This window comes from Nitratireductor sp. CH_MIT9313-5, from assembly GCF_037029545.1.
In the GTDB taxonomy this organism is placed as follows: Bacteria; Pseudomonadota; Alphaproteobacteria; order Rhizobiales; family Rhizobiaceae; genus Chelativorans.
Genome location: NZ_JAYMER010000017.1, coordinates 22,677 through 37,008, shown reverse-complemented (window position 1 = coordinate 37,008; position 14,332 = coordinate 22,677). Strand labels below are relative to the sequence as shown.

Genomic DNA, 14,332 nt, shown 5'->3' with positions numbered 1-14,332 from the left:
GCGCCCTTGTCGTGATCTACGCCCCACCTAGCTTTAGGCTTCAAACCTAATAGCCATCAGGAGTGATTTCATGACGAAAACCCTTTTCATCACCGGCGCCTCTTCCGGTATCGGCGAAGCGACCGCGCGACATGCCGCTGAGGCGGGCTGGAATGTCGGCCTGATGGCCCGCAGCAAGGACAAATTGAACAAGCTGGTTGACGAACTTGGCGACAAGGCGCTGGCGCTGCCGGGTGATGCAACCGATCTTTCTGCGCAGGAAGATGCAGTGGCCAGGCTCGTGGATCACTTTGGCGGTCTTGATGCCGCTTTCGCCAATGCGGGGAAAGGCCTCGACAAGCCGGGCACCGAAGCGGGTGATCCTGAAGAGTGGCGCAGCATGATCGACGTCAACATCATGGGTTTGCTCTACACCGCACGCGTGGCGCTGCCGCATCTGAAGAAGACCAAGGGGCATCTGGTGCTGACGGGCTCGGCTGCTGGTCGCCGCCACATCAAGGGCTCGATCTATGGCGCAACCAAATGGTTCGTGCATGGCTATGCGGGCAACATGGCCGAGGAAATGCGGGAATGGGGCGGGCGCTGCACTGTTATCGCGCCTGGCATGGTGGACACGGCCTTTTTCAGCGAAGGCAAGCCTGACAAGCTGCAGGCTGAAGATGTTGCCAAGGCGGTTGTCTATGCACTCGAGCAGCCAGAGCGCGCCACGATCAACGAGATATTCCTGATGCCCACGCACTAGCTGTGCACAACAGTACGAGAGAAAGCCCGGCGCTCTTGCCGGGCTTTTTGCGGCTGTTCTTCGATGATCAACCGACGATGTTGATCGCCTTCACATTCACGAATTCGCGGATGCCGAAGCCGCCATGTTCGCGGCCATAGCCGGAATCCTTCACGCCGCCGAATGGCATGTTGGGTTGGGCGAGGTCGAAGCCGTTGATGAAGACCATGCCCGTATCGAACTCGTCGCGGGCAATGCGCTTCGCGCGCTCCACATCACTGGTGAAGATGCCGCCGCCGAGACCATAGACGCTGTCATTGGCGGTCCTGATGGCTTCTGCCTCATCCTTCACCCGAATGAGGGAGGCGACGGGTCCGAAAAGCTCCTCGTCATAGGCCGGCTGGCCGGGTTTCACGTCCTCAAGGACTGTAGCCGGGTAGAAGAAGCCGGGGCCTTCTGGGATCTCGCCGCCGCATAGAAGCTTTGTCCCATGCTTCAGCGACTGCACGACCTGATCGTGGAGGTCGGCGCGCAGATTTTCGCGAACCATCGGCCCGAGCTGGGTGTCTGCGTCAAAGGGGTCGCCTAGCTTCACCGCCTTCATCTGCTCCACATAGGCGTCGCGGAATTTCTCATAGACCGAATCGACGACGATGAAGCGCTTGGCAGCTACGCAGGTCTCCCCATTGTTGTAGATGCGTCCCGCCACGCAATGCTTCACGGCTTTCTCGAGGTCGGCATCCTCCAGCACGATATAGGCGTCGTTGGATCCAAGCTCGAGAACGGACTTCTTCAATGCTTTGGCAGCTTTCGCGCCGACATGGGCGCCTGCACGCGGGCTGCCGGTCAATGTCACGCCCCGCACGAGGCGGTTTTCGATCACGGTGTCGGACTGGTCATGGTCGATGACGAGGACGGTGAAGACATTGTCCGGAAAGCCGGCCCTCTTCATCATCGCCTCGATCTTCAGTGCCGAGCCGGTCACGTCGGCTGCATGTTTCAGCAGCACCGTGTTGCCAGCCGCGATATTCGCGATGGCATAGCGCACGACCTGGTAGAGCGGGAAGTTCCACGGCTGGATGCCATAGATGACACCGATGGGGCTGTAGGTGACGATCCCCTTGCCGCCTGACTGCAGCGGGCGTTCCTCGTCCTGCAGATAGGTGTTCATCTCTTCGATCGTGTATTCGGTGATTTCCGCGCAGGCTTCGATTTCGCCTTTGGAAGCGGAGAACAGCTTGCCCATCTCGGTGCTCATGAGACGGGCCATCTCCTCCTTCTCCTCACGGAGTACTTCGGCGAAGCGGCGCAGATGTTCGCCACGTTCCTCAAAGCTCGTGCGTCGCCAGTTTTCGAACGCGTTGTGGGTGGCTTGGATCAGGTCCTCCACCTCGTGATCGCTCATCAGCGCATAGTCCTTCAGCTTTTCCCCCGTTGCCGGATTGCGCGTGGTCAGGTGGCGAGTGTCAGCGGTATCGCGTGCGGCCTCTGGCATCGATTGGTCTCCATCATTGCTGTCGTTTGCCCAACGGAAGAGGGGGAAAGCCGTTCCGCCGACTTTCCCCCTTTGTCTCATGCTCAAGCGAATGTGAGCGGACTGATCAATTGTTTTCCGGATCGGTCTCCGCGGCCCAGGAAAGCTGACAGATCTTGGTGACGGCCCATAACGTTGGCACGCCCAAGAGGGCAGCCAGTATGATTGCCGCCTGCTGGCTGAGATGCATCAGGCCGGCAATTGACCACAAGGCTGCTCCGGCAGCGGCTATCAATTCCACCGACACGAAAAGTGCGACGGCAATGGCTCCAGCGATGCTGGAGAAGGTAATGACGCGTTTCATTTGAACGCTCCCATTTATGCGTCTTCGCAAGACAGTTCCAAACCGTCATTGAAGGACGCGAATTTGCAGTGTGATCGTCGAGAAACGGGCGGTCGGCCCAGGTCAGACTACAAATGGGGGAGCGCGGGGCGCGGGGCGTGTATGGCTGCGTGCCGGCGAGGGGGAGGCGAGCCCGTCCGCATCTGGTTCGGGAAGGACGGAACTCTTCCAGACGAGAGCTGCGAAAGAAGTGATCGCTTCTGGATCAGGCGGTGTCGGGGACTTCGCACGCGCGGCGGTTTTCACCACCGTCGGACCTTTCTCGCCAAGCGCCGGCGACTGATGCTCGGCTTCCTGCAGAAGCGGTGCGCCCGTGGTCGGCCAATCTCCAGCTGGAAGGCTCTGCAGGCCGAAGCTGACGGCGAGCAGGAGGCTGAAAAGCATGAAGAGCGGGCGCAGTTTCAAGATCGGGTCCAAAACGGAGTGGCTGTCGCCACTATAATGGGTCGCAAACAGTTGCACCAGCAGCAGGAGGAGCGATTTTTTGCGAAATAAAGTTGCTCGCTCGGACGGGCCTCGCGCGAAGAATTCCTACGCTTTCAGGCCGGAGTAATTCGCTTTTGCTTTCTTGCGTCTCCATCCTTCGGGCCGCTGGAATTTTATTGCGCCATACCTATTTTCCGGCCTCCAGATTTTCCGCGCTCCAAGGAGTTCCTCTCATGCGCAAGTTCATTCTCGCTGCGGCACTTGCGGCTGCATCCGCCACTTCCGCTCTGGCCGATACTGTAACGGTCGGCATGTCCGGTGGCTATTTCCCCTTCACCTTCGTCAAACAGGACAAGCTGCAGGGCTTCGAGGTCGATTTCATCAATGCATTGGCTGAAGAAACCGGCGATGAAATCAAGTTCGAGACCATGAGCTTCTCGGGTCTCGTGGGTGCGCTTGAAGCCGGACGCATCGACACGATCGCAAACCAGATCACCATCACCGAGGAGCGTCAGGCAAAGTTCGCCTTCACGCAGCCTTACGTGATCGACGGCGCACAGGTTGTCGTGAAGAAGGGGAACGAAAGCGAGATCACCGGGCCGGAAGACCTGAAGGGTCGCACGGTTGCCGTCAATCTCGGCTCCAATTTCGAGCAGCTTCTGCGTGAGCTGCCCTATGCCGACGAGATCGACATCAAGACCTATGAAAGCAATCTGGCGCAGGAAACCGCCCTTGGTCGTGTCGATGCCTTCGTCATGGACCGCGTGAGTGCTGCGCAGACGATCAAGGAATCACCCCTGCCGCTGGCTCTGGCCGGTGAGCGCTTCTCCGAGATCCGCAATGCGCTTCCTTTCCGAGATGACGAGGAGGGTCGCGCGCTTCGCGATCGTTTCGACGCGGCGATCGCAACGCTGAAGGAGAACGGCAAGCTGGCCGAGATCTCCCAGAAGTGGTTCGGAACCGATATCACCAAGTAAGGCGTATGCCTTGAACATCGGGCGGCTGCGGGACAGGACCTGCAGCCGCCCTATGTGTGCAGAAGCCATGAATATGGTCTGATGCACCGGCAGCCGGAAGGCGGAAGCGATGAGAGCTCTTGATTTCGACTACATGTTCGGTCTCGTGCCGATCCTGCTCAGCTATGTGCCGCTGACACTCGGCATGGCTGCCGTCAGCATGGTGATGGCGCTTGTGCTGGCCTCGCTCATGGCAGTGGTGCGCGTGGTCAATGTGCCGGTGCTCGACGGATTCACCCGCTTTTTCATCAGCTTCTTTCGCGGCACGCCGCTCCTGGTGCAACTTTTCCTGTTCTATTATGGACTGCCACAGGTGCTGGCCTTCCTGACCGCCATCAACGGCGTGACGGCCGCAATCATGGGGCTGACGCTGCATTTCGCCGCCTATATGGCCGAAAGCATTCGCGCAGCCATTCTGGGCGTGGACCGCTCGCAATGGGAAGCGTCCATGTCGGTGGGCATGACCACGACGCAGATGATGCGTCGCATCATCCTGCCGCAGGCTGCCCGCGTGGCCGCACCGACGCTGGTCAATTACTTCATCGACATGATCAAGGGCACCTCGCTTGCCTTCACGCTGGGCGTGACGGAGTTGATGGGCGCGACGCAGAAGGAGGCTGCCGGCAGCTTCCTCTATTTCGAGGCCTTCATCATCGTGGCTCTCATCTATTGGGCGATTGTCGAGACGCTGACGCTCTTCCAGCGTCGTCTCGAAACGCGGCTTGGAAAGGCGCATGCACGATGATCCGCATCAAGGGACTGACCAAGCGTTTCGGCACCAATACGGTGCTCGATAATCTCGACCTTGAGGTGCGAGAGGGGGAGCGTGTTGTCATCATCGGGCCTTCAGGTACGGGCAAGTCGACGTTGCTTCGCACGCTCAATTTTCTGGAAAAGCCTGACGAGGGTGTCATCCGCATAGGCGATGTCGAGGTGGATGCTGGCAATGCTTCCAGGAAGCAGCAGCTTGCGCTGCGCCGTCAGACCTCCTTCGTCTTTCAGAACTATGCGCTTTTTGCCAACAAGACGGCCATCGAGAATATCGCCGAAGGTCTCACCACGGTGCGCGGCTGGGACAGGGAGAAGGCGTTCGCCAGAGCCCGCGAGATCCTTGGCACGATCGGGCTTGCAGAAAAGGAAGGGAGTTATCCTTCGGCTCTGTCGGGCGGGCAGCAGCAGCGTGTCGGAATCGGTCGCGCCATGGCTTCCCAGGCGCCCCTTATGCTGATCGATGAACCGACTTCGGCGCTTGATCCCGAATGGATCGACGAAGTGCTGCAGCTTTTGAAGAAGGTGGCGGACGAGCGCCAGACCATGCTGGTGGTCACCCACGAAATGCAGTTCGCCCGCGATATCGCCGATCGCGTGATCTTCATGGACGGCGGCAAATTTGTGGAGCAGGGGCCGCCCGAGCAGATCTTCACCGATCCCAAGGACCCGCGCACGCGAGCCTTTTTGCGCAAGGTCTTGTAGCTACAACACACGTTACCGAAATCGGTCGAGCCGCGGCAGAAAATTGCTGCGGCTTTTTTTATTGGTCATACCACTTTTTTGAATATTTCGATTGATTAGAGCGCTCAATCGCTCGAAGACTCTACGGGTCTAGAGATATTAGGCTAACCGTTGACTCAAATAATCTCATGTGGTTCTAAATAGGTAATACCAGTGGAGACCGAAATGGCCGAGACCCATACCGGCGAAAGCGAAGGCAGAAGCGGTGCTGACCGTGTGATGGCCTATTTCCGTGAGAAGATCCTCTCCGGCGAACTGGCTTCAGGTGATCGGTTGCCGGCCGAGCGTGAGTTGGCTCAGCAGCTGAATGTGGGGCGTCCTCTCTTGCGGGAGGCCATGCGCTCGCTCGCCATGCTCGGACTCGTCGATATCCGTCACGGCAGCGGGGCTTATGTGGGCAAGGCGGATGTGTCGGTTCTCAGTGACTTCTTCACCTTCTCGCTCGCCCAGGAGCAGAATGTATCCGAAGACATCATGCAGGCGCGCATGGCCATCGAGTGCCAGGCCATCAGGCTTGCCTGCGAAAGAGCCACGGAAGCGGATCTGGACCGGATCGGCGGGTGCCTGACGGCGCTGGTCAAGACGCTGGGCGATCCCGAGAAGGGCGGTGAAGCTGACTTCCGCTTCCATGACTCCATCGTGCGGGCAAGCCACAGTCAGGCGCTTATCACTCTCTACAGGGCAATCTCAGAGCTATTGAAGCGCAGTCATGTGGAGCGCCGGCGCACCACCTATACCGCACCCGAAATCGTCAACGACCTCGTGGAATCGCACCGCAAGGTCTTTCTCTCCATCGTCGAGGGGGACGGTGACGCGGCCGATCAGCGGCTGCGCGAGCACTTTGCGATAGGCGACGAGCTTCGTCGCAAGAGCATCATCGCTGCCTATTCGAAGGGCGGCCTTGATCGTTAGTTAGTATCAACGGGAGGAAGTATCATGTTCAAATCACTGGCTGGACGCGCCGCGTCCATGGCGGTTGCTGTTGCCCTGATGTCGGGTGCTGCAGCAGCTGAAGAGCTTCGATATGCACATGTGGGTGCCGAAGGCGACATCCAGACGCGCTATGCGTCCGAGGCAGCAGATGCAATCGCCACGGAAACCAACGGCGAGGTAACGGTCAAGGTTTTCCCTGCCAGCCAGCTTGGCGGCGTGGCCGAAATGGTTGATGGCGTTCGCATGGGCTCCATCTCCATGGGACACCACGATTTCGCTTCGCTGGCTCGCATCGTGCCGGATGTGGCCGTTTTCAACGCACCCTTCATCTACCGCGATGCCGCGCAGGCGCTTGCGGCGACCGATCCCAACAACTCGCCGGCACTTCAGGAAATCAACGAGAAGCTGATTTCCGAGGGCGGAGTTCGCATCATCGGGCGCATCTATCGCGGCGCGCGTCACATCTCGTCAAATTTCGAGGTGAAGAGCCCCGCCGATCTGGAGAACAAGCCATTCCGTGCCGTTCCGCTCGATCTGTGGGTGTCGATGGTCAAGGGTTTTGGTGCCACGCCGACGCCGGTGGAGGTCTCCGAGCTTCCCACTGCCCTCATGACGGGTCTTGTCGTTGGTCAGGAGAACCCGCTGACCATGATTTCCGCCAACAAACTCTACGAAGTGCAGTCCCATGTTGCGCTGACCGGCCACATGCACTCGGTCCTGGCGGTCTTCGTCAACGAAAAGGCCTGGCAGGGTCTGAGCGAGGAAAACCGTGCTGCCATCACCAAGGTGCTTGAGGAAAAGGCGCAGGCTTCGCTGGAGTGGGCGACCGCTTCGGAAGAGGAGCTGGTTGCCGAACTCAAGGGTGTGGGCATGACCGTGATCACGGAAGCTGAAGGTCTTGACCTTGAAGCGTTCCGCAAGCCGGTTCTGGAACAGATCCGCGCCGACTTCCCCAACTTCGCGCCGTATATCGAGCAGATCGCCGAAGTGAAGTAAATCTGGCCATGAGGCAGGCCGTGCGCGGCCTGCCTTCGGCATACGGAGCAATTCAATGAAGATCGCTAGACGGTTGGTGGAAACAGTCTGCCTGCTTCTGCTCGGTGCGCTGGTGCTTGTGCCATTCGCTCAGGTGCTTCTCAGGGACCTGTTCAACGCTCCGATCATTGGAGCCGAGGAGCTTACCCGATTTCTCCTGATCTGCGTCGTGTTCGTCAGCTATCCGCTGGTGGTGGCGTCGGGTGAGAACATCGTGATGGGCGATATACGCAACGCACTTCCTGCTCCCTTTCGCCGGTTTCTCAACCTCTTCACTTCGCTCGCAGCGGTGGCTGTTTCGGGACTGATCGCCTACGCGGTTTTCGCGACCATTGGTGACAATCTGAACAACGCGACGCCGACCTTGAAGATACCGTTCTGGCTGTTCCTTGGCGCCACGTTCTTTGGCTTCTTCTTCGCCGCCATCATTCATCTCGTCCATTTGCGCAAACCGCCGCAGAAGAGCACGAGCGTCAGCCTCTAGGTTTCCCAATGGGCATTCTACTCATCATAACGTTTCTCCTCCTGTTCATCGCAGGGGTGCCGGTGGTTTATGCCATCCTGTTGCCGGCAATCGGCTATGTCCTGATCGAGGGCTTTCCCCTCGGTCTGCTGGCCCAGCGCGTGACCTATGCGCTTGACAGTTTCCCGCTGGTGGCGGTGCCGATCTTCATCTTTGTCGGCAATCTCATGAACCTGGCCGGAGTAACGGACCGCATTTTCCGCTTTGCCGATACACTGGTCGGGCGTGCTCCCGGCGGGTTGGCGCAGGTGAATATCTTCTCCTCGCTCATCTTTTCGGGCATGTCGGGTGCAGCACTTGCCGATGTGGGCGGTCTTGGAAAGATCGAGATCGAGGCCATGCGCAAGCGTGGGTTCGAAGCACCGTTTTCCGCTGCTGTGACGGCTGCCTCAGCCGTTGTCGGGCCAATTTTCCCGCCGAGCATTCCGCTGATCGTGTACGGGTCGGTGACCAGCGTTTCCATAGTGCAGCTGCTTGTTGCAGGCATTGTACCGGCACTGATCTGTGTCGCGCTGCTCATGGTCACAGCAGCGGTCCTGTCGCTACGCCACAAGATGCCGCGTGCGCCGCGTTGGCCAACCGTGCGTGAAGTCTGGAGCGCGCTGGTGCCGGCCTTGCCCGCGCTTCTGGCTCCCGTGCTGATGATCGCCGGCATGATGCTGGGGCTCTTCACGCCTACGGAAGCTGCGGCAGTCACCGCATTCTATGTCATTCTCATCAGTTCGCTCGTCTACAGGGAGCTCACCTGGGCGCATTTGCGCGACTCGATGCTGGCGACGCTGAAGAGCACCAGCGCAATCCTGATCATCGTTGCGGCGGCCGCATTGTTCGGTTGGATACTGGCCGTGGAGCAGGTTCCTCAGGATTTCGCGAAGATGATCCTGACACTATCCACGAACCCGATCGTGCTGCTTCTGATCGCCAATCTGATCTTCTTCGTGGCGGGCATGTTCCTGGATTCGACAACCGCCACCTTGCTTGTGGTGCCGGTTATCGCACCGCCGATGGTTCTGGCCGGCGTTGACCCCGTGCATCTGGGCATTGTCGCCATCTTCAATCTGATGGTGGGTCTTCTGACACCACCCATGGGCCTTTCGCTCTTCCTGGTTTCGGAGATCGCACAGATATCGCTGCGGCAGCTCCTGAAGGCGCTCGCGCCTTTCTATGTGCCGCTCATCATCACCCTCGGCATCATCACATTCACTCCTGATCTTGTTCTCTGGCTGCCCGGTTTCCTGCGCTAGTCATTCATCGAAGGATAATTCCATGAAAATCGTTATCGGCTCCGACCACGCTGGCTTTCCGCTGAAGGCGCATGTCATCGAAACCATCAAGGCGCTTGGCCACGAAGTGCTCGATGTGGGCTCCCATGACGCCGAGCCTGTCGATTTCCCCGACATCGCAAAGCTCGTTACCGGCGCGATCCAGAATGGCAAGGCGGAGCGCGGCGTGATGGTTTGTGGCACGGGTGTCGGTGCATCCATCGCGGCCAACAAGGTGAAGGGCATTCGTGCGGCGGTCTGCCATGATGTGCATTCGGCCCATCAGTCGGTGGAACATGACGACGTGAACATCATGTGCATCGGCGCTCAGATCGTGGGGCCCTGGCTTGCCAGCGATCTCATCAAGGCGTACCTCGAAGCAGAGTTCTCCACGAGCGAAGAGTTTCGCCGCCGGGTGGAGAAGCTTCATGAGATGGACAGGGAACGCCAATAGCCATGAGCCAGCCCGAAATCCTCGTCTTCGGTTCGATCAATGTGGATCTGGTCTGTCGGGTCGGCAGCATTCCGAAGCCGGGGGAGACGGTGCTATCTCCGCGTTATGAGCAGAGCTTTGGCGGCAAGGGTGCGAACCAGGCCGTTGCTGCTGCGCGTGCACTCGGACAAAGCGGTCGCGTTCGCATGTCGGGGGCTGTTGGCGATGATGCGCTGGGCGGGGCTGCGCGGGACAATCTGGCCAATGAAGGCATAGATGTCACCTCTGTCGTGACGTCCAGCGAGCCCACCGGCTGCGCCTTCATCAATGTGGATGAAGCCGGCGAGAACGCCATCACCGTAGCAAGCGGTGCGAATGCGGCTCTTGAGAGTGCCAGTATCGGTGACGCCAGCCTGGTTGTCATGCAGATGGAAGTGCCGGTAAAGCGCAATCTGGAGTGCGTTGCGGCCGCCAAGGCTGCCAATGTGCCGGTGATACTGAACTTCGCACCTGCGACCGTTGCCGTATCGGCAGAGGAGATGCGCGGGCTGCTCGACGGGACCCGCTATCTGGTGGTCAATGAGCTTGAGGCCGAAACGGTGGCGGGACTGCTTGGCTGTGGCAAGGCAGGCGCGCCGGTCGAGGGGCTGGCCGAGGCCATTGCCGCGGCTGCAAGCGTTGACGTGATCGCAACACTCGGTGGCAAGGGCGCCATGCTGGTGCGAGCCGGGGAGGGGGCATCCCACAGCGTTGGAGCACCGAAAACCAATGTCGTCGATACGACCGGCGCCGGCGACACGCTCGTAGGTGCCTTCGCGGCCTTTCTCACCATGGGTAAATCACCGGAAGAGGCGCTTCGCCTTGCCGTGACTGCAGCCTCCCTGGCTTGCGAGGGTTACGGTGCGCAGACGGCGATGCCGACGCAGGAACAGGTGCTTGCAGCGGCGGGATGATCCCCACGCTGCAGTCAGGCAGGCGCGATTGCTTCCGACGAGAAGAGATAGCCGTCGAAGTCCGGGTCATCGACATCCGATAGTGTCATCAGTGTCAGGCGCACATTTTCCAGATGTTGCCACATGGCCTGGCGTGCGGCCGGGGCGTCCTTCATCTGCAAGGCGTTGAGAATGGCCTGGTGGTCCGACAGCCAGTTCGACCGATAGGTCCTGTCGAAAATGCGGTTGTGCAGGCTTGCCCACATGCGGCTTTGCGCGCGCTTGTGCCAAAGCTCCTCGACCATATCCACGAGCACCGCGTTCTGCGTGGCCTCGGCAATGAGACGGTGGAATAGCTCGTCGCCGGAATAGTCGTCATTGCCCGCTTCAATCGCTGCCTTTTCCATGGCGAGCGCTTCGCGCATCTGCATGATGTCGGACTTGGTGACGGTGACCGCCGCAAGTGCCGCGATATTGCTTTCCAGAAGCTGGCGCGCCTGGAGGAGCTCGAAGGGACCGAAATCAACGGTGGTTTCGCCGGGGCGGGTGTTTGGCAGTCGCGCAAGATAGATGCCGGAGCCCTTGCGGACCTCCACCAGCCCTTCGATCTCCAGCATGATGACGGCTTCGCGAACGATGGAGCGGCTGACGCCCATATCTTCCGAAATCTGGCGCTCGGTGCGCAGACGGTCGCCGACCTTGCAGCCGCGCGCAGCGATATCCTGCTTCAGCGCCTCGGCCACATCCTGATAGCGTCGCTTGGCCGTCCCAGCCATGTGTCAGTCCCCCTCGCGTTCCCCGGCAGCCAGTTCGTGATACCAGGACGCCAGTATGGAAAAGGCCTCCTTGCGCGTCTTCTTGTTGGCATGGATCAGGCCTTTCCGGTTGAAGCCAGCCTGATAGATGTTTTGCCGGCGTTCAATGCGGAAGTCGTACAATATCCACGGCGATATGCCTTTCACATAGGGAAGGCGGCGCAGCATCGCGATCTGTTCGCGATAGACATCGGCCATGTAGCTTTCGCTGAAGAAGCCTCTCTCCGGCGCGCCTTCGCCGATGGCGCCATCCGCACCGGTTTCGGAAATCACCACCGGGCGGTCGGGTGCCGAATTGCGGCCGATCTCTTCCAGGTCTTCGATGTTCTCGTCATACCAGCCATAATATTCGTTGATGCCGATCACATCGATGTGGTCCGCAAGCCGGTCCTCGATCTTGCGCTTGGCGTGGTTGATGAGGCAGGCAGCCGAGGTCAGGCGGGTCGGATCGGCTTCCTTGGCTGTTTCCGCAAGGCGGCGCATGAAGGAAAGTCGCGCATCGGTGTCCGGGTTTTCATTGCCGACAGACCAGATGATGACGCTGGCGCGATTGCGGTCGCGCTTGATGAGTTCGAGCAACTGGTTCTGCGCGTCGCGGAAGGTCGCTTCGTTTTCGAAGTCGATGGCCCAGTAGACCGGGATTTCTTCCCACAGCATGAAGCCAAGCTCATCGGCAAGCTGTGCTGCGCGCTCGTGGTGGGGGTAGTGGGCAAGGCGCAGATAGTTGCAGCCAAGTTCGCGTGCGTCTTCGAAGCGGCGGCGCAGGTCTTCCTCGCTGGTGACCTTGCCGTTTTCAAGATCGTCCTCGTGGACGGAAATGCCGCGCAGGAAGGTCGGCTTGCCATTGAGCAGGATCTCGGTGCCTCGGCGCTCGATACGGCGGAAGCCTACGCGGTCGGTCACGGTGTCGCCGCCTGCTTCAAGCTTCACGTCGTAGAGGCGTGGAGAGGCGGGGGACCAGAGACCCGGGCTTGCCTCGATCACCGCGCTGAATTTGCCGTTTTCGACCGGAATTTTCTGGTCGATGCCAAGATCGGGGATGGTGAGGCGCGCATTGTCTGCAGCGCCATCAACCTCGCCTGATACCGCGATGCGGTCATAGCCCTCATCACCGGCCAGGCGGATGAAGAGATCGCGGATGACGGTCTTTGGCGTCTCGTAAAGCTCAACCTCGCGATAGATGCCGCCATAGTTGAACCAGTCGGTGTTGCGCATGGGCACGCGGTCGAGCGTGCGGGTGTTGTTCACGCAGAACATAAGCCAGTTGCGGCCCGCCTTCAGATGTTCGGTGAGTTCGAGGAAGAAGGGCGTGGAGCCGCCATAGTGGTTGCCCAGGAACTCGCCGTTCAGGAAGATCTTGCAGTCATATTGTGCCGCGCCCACGCGCAGGAAGTAGCGGCGCTCGGTGTCCAGCTTTTCCATGTCGAGGGAGCGGGTGTACCAGGCAGAACCTTCGAAGAAATACCATTTCTCCTTCAGCATTGCCCAATTGGAGGGGACGGGCACCGTCTCACCCTCGTAAGGGTCATAGTCCCACGGTTCCGTTTTTTCCTCCTGGGGCTGCGGCAGCATGGAAAACCACTTCTGCCGCAGGCCCGTGTCGAGGAGATCGACGCAGAAATTGTACTGCCCGTTGAGCGATCGCGCCTGCCTGCCACCGGTGAAGATCATGGTGGTGTGGTTCAGGGACTGCGTGTTGAAGGGGACGTCATAGTCCTCGTCATGCAGTGCAGTCAGTGCGTTTTCAGCAAGATGCGAGCGCTCGAGCACGTCAGTTTCTCCGTCGTCTTTTCAGTAGAGGCTTATTCGCCTGCAGCCTTGATGCGCTTGATCAGGTCGGCGAGCTTTTCGGACTTTGCAGCGGTCTCTTCGTGCATCGGAGCAACGGCTTCCGCGAAGGCGGCCTTGTCGACTTCGTGGATTTCCACGTTCAGCTCGGCCTTGGCCTGCTCGATGGCTGCATCGCTGGCCTTGTTCCACTCAACACGGTGACGTTCCGCAGACTCGGTTGCAGCCTGCTTCAGAGCCTTCTGCTGCTCTTCCGTCAGCTCGTCCCAGACCTTGGTGGAGATGACAACCACGGACGGGATCATGGTGTGTTCGTCCACCGAGAAGTGCTTTGCGACTTCGCCGTGACGTGCGGTGGTCAGAGCCGTCGGGTTGTTTTCAGCGCCGTCTACAACACCCTGCTGCAGAGCGGAGTAGAGCTCGCCCCAGCTGATCGGGGTCGGGTTGCCGCCAAGAAGTTCAACCATGCGGATGGCGGACGGGCTCGGCTGGACGCGGATCTTCATGCCATTGAGGTCGGCCGGCGTCTTGATCGGCTTGTTGGCATAGAAGGAGCGGGCACCTTCGGTGTAGTAGGTGAGGCCGATGAAGCCCTTGTCCTTGGAGGCCATGAGGATCTCATCGCCGATCTCACCAAGCAGAACATCGAAGAGATGCTCTTCGCCCTTGAAGATGTAAGGCAGGTTCAGCGCGCTGTAGGATTCCTCGAATGCTTCAAGTTCGCTGGCATTGGAGCGAGCCATGTCGAGCTGGCCGTTCTGCACGAGCTCCATCGACTCGCGCTGGGTGCCCAGCTGCGCATTTGCGTAGACGCGGATCTTGATCTCGCCATTGGTCAGCTCTTCAACGCGCTCACCCATGAACTCCATGCTCTTGTGGACAGGATGATCTTCTGGGTTGTTGTGGTTGAGCTTCAGTGTCTTCGCATAGGCCGTGCCGGCCATCAGCATGGCGACTGCACCTGCAAGGGCGCCGATTGCGGTCATCTTCTTCATAAGGGGTACCTCCCGGTTGAACGAAAAACACGTAAGGGAGATGGTTGGCGGGCATGCGGCCTGC

General features: G+C 59.5%; 16 protein-coding genes. 10 read left to right on the top strand and 6 right to left on the bottom strand.

Annotated features, from left to right (window positions below):
• Nucleotides 1-70: 70 nt before the first annotated feature.
• Nucleotides 71-742, top strand: a complete 672-nt coding sequence (locus WA367_RS14190; RefSeq protein ID WP_336057433.1) for an SDR family oxidoreductase — start codon at nt 71-73, stop codon at nt 740-742.
• Nucleotides 743-809: 67 nt separating this feature from the next.
• Here WA367_RS14190 and WA367_RS14185 read toward each other — a convergent pair whose 3' ends face one another.
• The 3 genes from WA367_RS14185 to WA367_RS14175 form a co-directional block, all read right to left on the bottom strand.
• Complete coding sequence (locus tag WA367_RS14185) at nt 810-2,216, bottom strand: NAD-dependent succinate-semialdehyde dehydrogenase (RefSeq protein WP_336057432.1); 1,407 nt, start codon at nt 2,214-2,216, stop codon at nt 810-812.
• Nucleotides 2,217-2,322: 106 nt separating this feature from the next.
• Nucleotides 2,323-2,559 carry a hypothetical protein gene (locus tag WA367_RS14180; RefSeq protein WP_336057431.1) on the bottom strand — a complete coding sequence of 79 codons (237 nt, stop codon included), beginning with the start codon at nt 2,557-2,559 and terminating at the stop codon, nt 2,323-2,325.
• 102 nt (nt 2,560-2,661) lie between these two features.
• On the bottom strand, nt 2,662-3,003 hold the full coding sequence (locus WA367_RS14175) for a hypothetical protein (RefSeq protein WP_336057430.1): 342 nt from the start codon (nt 3,001-3,003) through the stop codon (nt 2,662-2,664).
• A 254-nt stretch (nt 3,004-3,257) separates the two neighbouring features.
• On the opposite strand from WA367_RS14175, the gene WA367_RS14170 reads away from it, so the two are divergent.
• The 9 genes from WA367_RS14170 to WA367_RS14130 all read left to right on the top strand — a co-directional run bounded on the left by WA367_RS14170 (nt 3,258) and on the right by WA367_RS14130 (nt 10,691).
• Nucleotides 3,258-4,001 carry an amino acid ABC transporter substrate-binding protein gene (locus tag WA367_RS14170; protein WP_336057429.1) on the top strand — a complete coding sequence of 248 codons (744 nt, stop codon included), beginning with the start codon at nt 3,258-3,260 and terminating at the stop codon, nt 3,999-4,001.
• 109 nt (nt 4,002-4,110) lie between these two features.
• On the top strand, nt 4,111-4,785 hold the full coding sequence (locus tag WA367_RS14165) for an amino acid ABC transporter permease (RefSeq protein ID WP_336057428.1): 675 nt from the start codon (nt 4,111-4,113) through the stop codon (nt 4,783-4,785).
• A complete protein-coding gene (locus WA367_RS14160) occupies nt 4,782-5,513 on the top strand; it encodes an amino acid ABC transporter ATP-binding protein (RefSeq protein WP_336057427.1) in 732 nt (243 codons plus the stop codon). The genes WA367_RS14165 and WA367_RS14160 overlap by 4 nt, the downstream gene beginning before the upstream one ends.
• A gap of 204 nt (nt 5,514-5,717) precedes the next feature.
• Nucleotides 5,718-6,464, top strand: a complete 747-nt coding sequence (locus tag WA367_RS14155; RefSeq protein WP_336057426.1) for a FadR/GntR family transcriptional regulator — start codon at nt 5,718-5,720, stop codon at nt 6,462-6,464.
• Nucleotides 6,465-6,488: 24 nt separating this feature from the next.
• Nucleotides 6,489-7,481, top strand: coding sequence for a TRAP transporter substrate-binding protein (locus WA367_RS14150; RefSeq protein WP_336057425.1), 993 nt, complete (start codon nt 6,489-6,491; stop codon nt 7,479-7,481).
• A 55-nt stretch (nt 7,482-7,536) separates the two neighbouring features.
• On the top strand, nt 7,537-8,004 hold the full coding sequence (locus WA367_RS14145; RefSeq protein WP_336057424.1) for a TRAP transporter small permease: 468 nt from the start codon (nt 7,537-7,539) through the stop codon (nt 8,002-8,004).
• A gap of 8 nt (nt 8,005-8,012) precedes the next feature.
• Nucleotides 8,013-9,287, top strand: a complete 1,275-nt coding sequence (locus WA367_RS14140; protein WP_336057423.1) for a TRAP transporter large permease — start codon at nt 8,013-8,015, stop codon at nt 9,285-9,287.
• 22 nt (nt 9,288-9,309) lie between these two features.
• The gene (gene rpiB / locus WA367_RS14135) at nt 9,310-9,759 is read left to right on the top strand and encodes a ribose 5-phosphate isomerase B (protein WP_336057422.1); all 450 of its coding nucleotides are present in this window, start codon (nt 9,310-9,312) and stop codon (nt 9,757-9,759) included.
• Nucleotides 9,760-9,761: 2 nt separating this feature from the next.
• Complete coding sequence (locus WA367_RS14130) at nt 9,762-10,691, top strand: ribokinase (protein WP_336057421.1); 930 nt, start codon at nt 9,762-9,764, stop codon at nt 10,689-10,691.
• Nucleotides 10,692-10,705: 14 nt separating this feature from the next.
• Here WA367_RS14130 and WA367_RS14125 read toward each other — a convergent pair whose 3' ends face one another.
• From WA367_RS14125 to WA367_RS14115, 3 genes are read right to left on the bottom strand one after another with little or no spacing between them, the layout of a single operon-like run.
• Nucleotides 10,706-11,446: an FCD domain-containing protein gene (locus WA367_RS14125; protein ID WP_336057420.1), complete on the bottom strand. Its 741-nt coding sequence runs from the start codon at nt 11,444-11,446 to the stop codon at nt 10,706-10,708.
• A gap of 3 nt (nt 11,447-11,449) precedes the next feature.
• Nucleotides 11,450-13,255 carry a glycoside hydrolase family 2 protein gene (locus WA367_RS14120; RefSeq protein WP_336057419.1) on the bottom strand — a complete coding sequence of 602 codons (1,806 nt, stop codon included), beginning with the start codon at nt 13,253-13,255 and terminating at the stop codon, nt 11,450-11,452.
• A gap of 32 nt (nt 13,256-13,287) precedes the next feature.
• Nucleotides 13,288-14,268: a TRAP transporter substrate-binding protein gene (locus WA367_RS14115; RefSeq protein WP_336057418.1), complete on the bottom strand. Its 981-nt coding sequence runs from the start codon at nt 14,266-14,268 to the stop codon at nt 13,288-13,290.
• Nucleotides 14,269-14,332 lie beyond the last annotated feature (64 nt).

Bases quoted from the DNA above. Each gene is read 5' to 3' on its own strand.
- WA367_RS14190 (WP_336057433.1), top strand. From the start codon at position 71: ATGACGAAAACCCTTTTCATCACCGGCGCCTCTTCCGGTATCGGCGAA.
- WA367_RS14185 (WP_336057432.1), bottom strand. From the start codon at position 2,216: ATGCCAGAGGCCGCACGCGATACCGCTGACACTCGCCACCTGACCACG.
- WA367_RS14180 (WP_336057431.1), bottom strand. From the start codon at position 2,559: ATGAAACGCGTCATTACCTTCTCCAGCATCGCTGGAGCCATTGCCGTC.
- WA367_RS14170 (WP_336057429.1), top strand. From the start codon at position 3,258: ATGCGCAAGTTCATTCTCGCTGCGGCACTTGCGGCTGCATCCGCCACT.
- WA367_RS14165 (WP_336057428.1), top strand. From the start codon at position 4,111: ATGAGAGCTCTTGATTTCGACTACATGTTCGGTCTCGTGCCGATCCTG.
- WA367_RS14160 (WP_336057427.1), top strand. From the start codon at position 4,782: ATGATCCGCATCAAGGGACTGACCAAGCGTTTCGGCACCAATACGGTG.
- WA367_RS14155 (WP_336057426.1), top strand. From the start codon at position 5,718: ATGGCCGAGACCCATACCGGCGAAAGCGAAGGCAGAAGCGGTGCTGAC.
- WA367_RS14150 (WP_336057425.1), top strand. From the start codon at position 6,489: ATGTTCAAATCACTGGCTGGACGCGCCGCGTCCATGGCGGTTGCTGTT.
- WA367_RS14145 (WP_336057424.1), top strand. From the start codon at position 7,537: ATGAAGATCGCTAGACGGTTGGTGGAAACAGTCTGCCTGCTTCTGCTC.
- WA367_RS14140 (WP_336057423.1), top strand. From the start codon at position 8,013: ATGGGCATTCTACTCATCATAACGTTTCTCCTCCTGTTCATCGCAGGG.
- rpiB (WP_336057422.1), top strand. From the start codon at position 9,310: ATGAAAATCGTTATCGGCTCCGACCACGCTGGCTTTCCGCTGAAGGCG.
- WA367_RS14130 (WP_336057421.1), top strand. From the start codon at position 9,762: ATGAGCCAGCCCGAAATCCTCGTCTTCGGTTCGATCAATGTGGATCTG.
- WA367_RS14125 (WP_336057420.1), bottom strand. From the start codon at position 11,446: ATGGCTGGGACGGCCAAGCGACGCTATCAGGATGTGGCCGAGGCGCTG.
- WA367_RS14115 (WP_336057418.1), bottom strand. From the start codon at position 14,268: ATGAAGAAGATGACCGCAATCGGCGCCCTTGCAGGTGCAGTCGCCATG.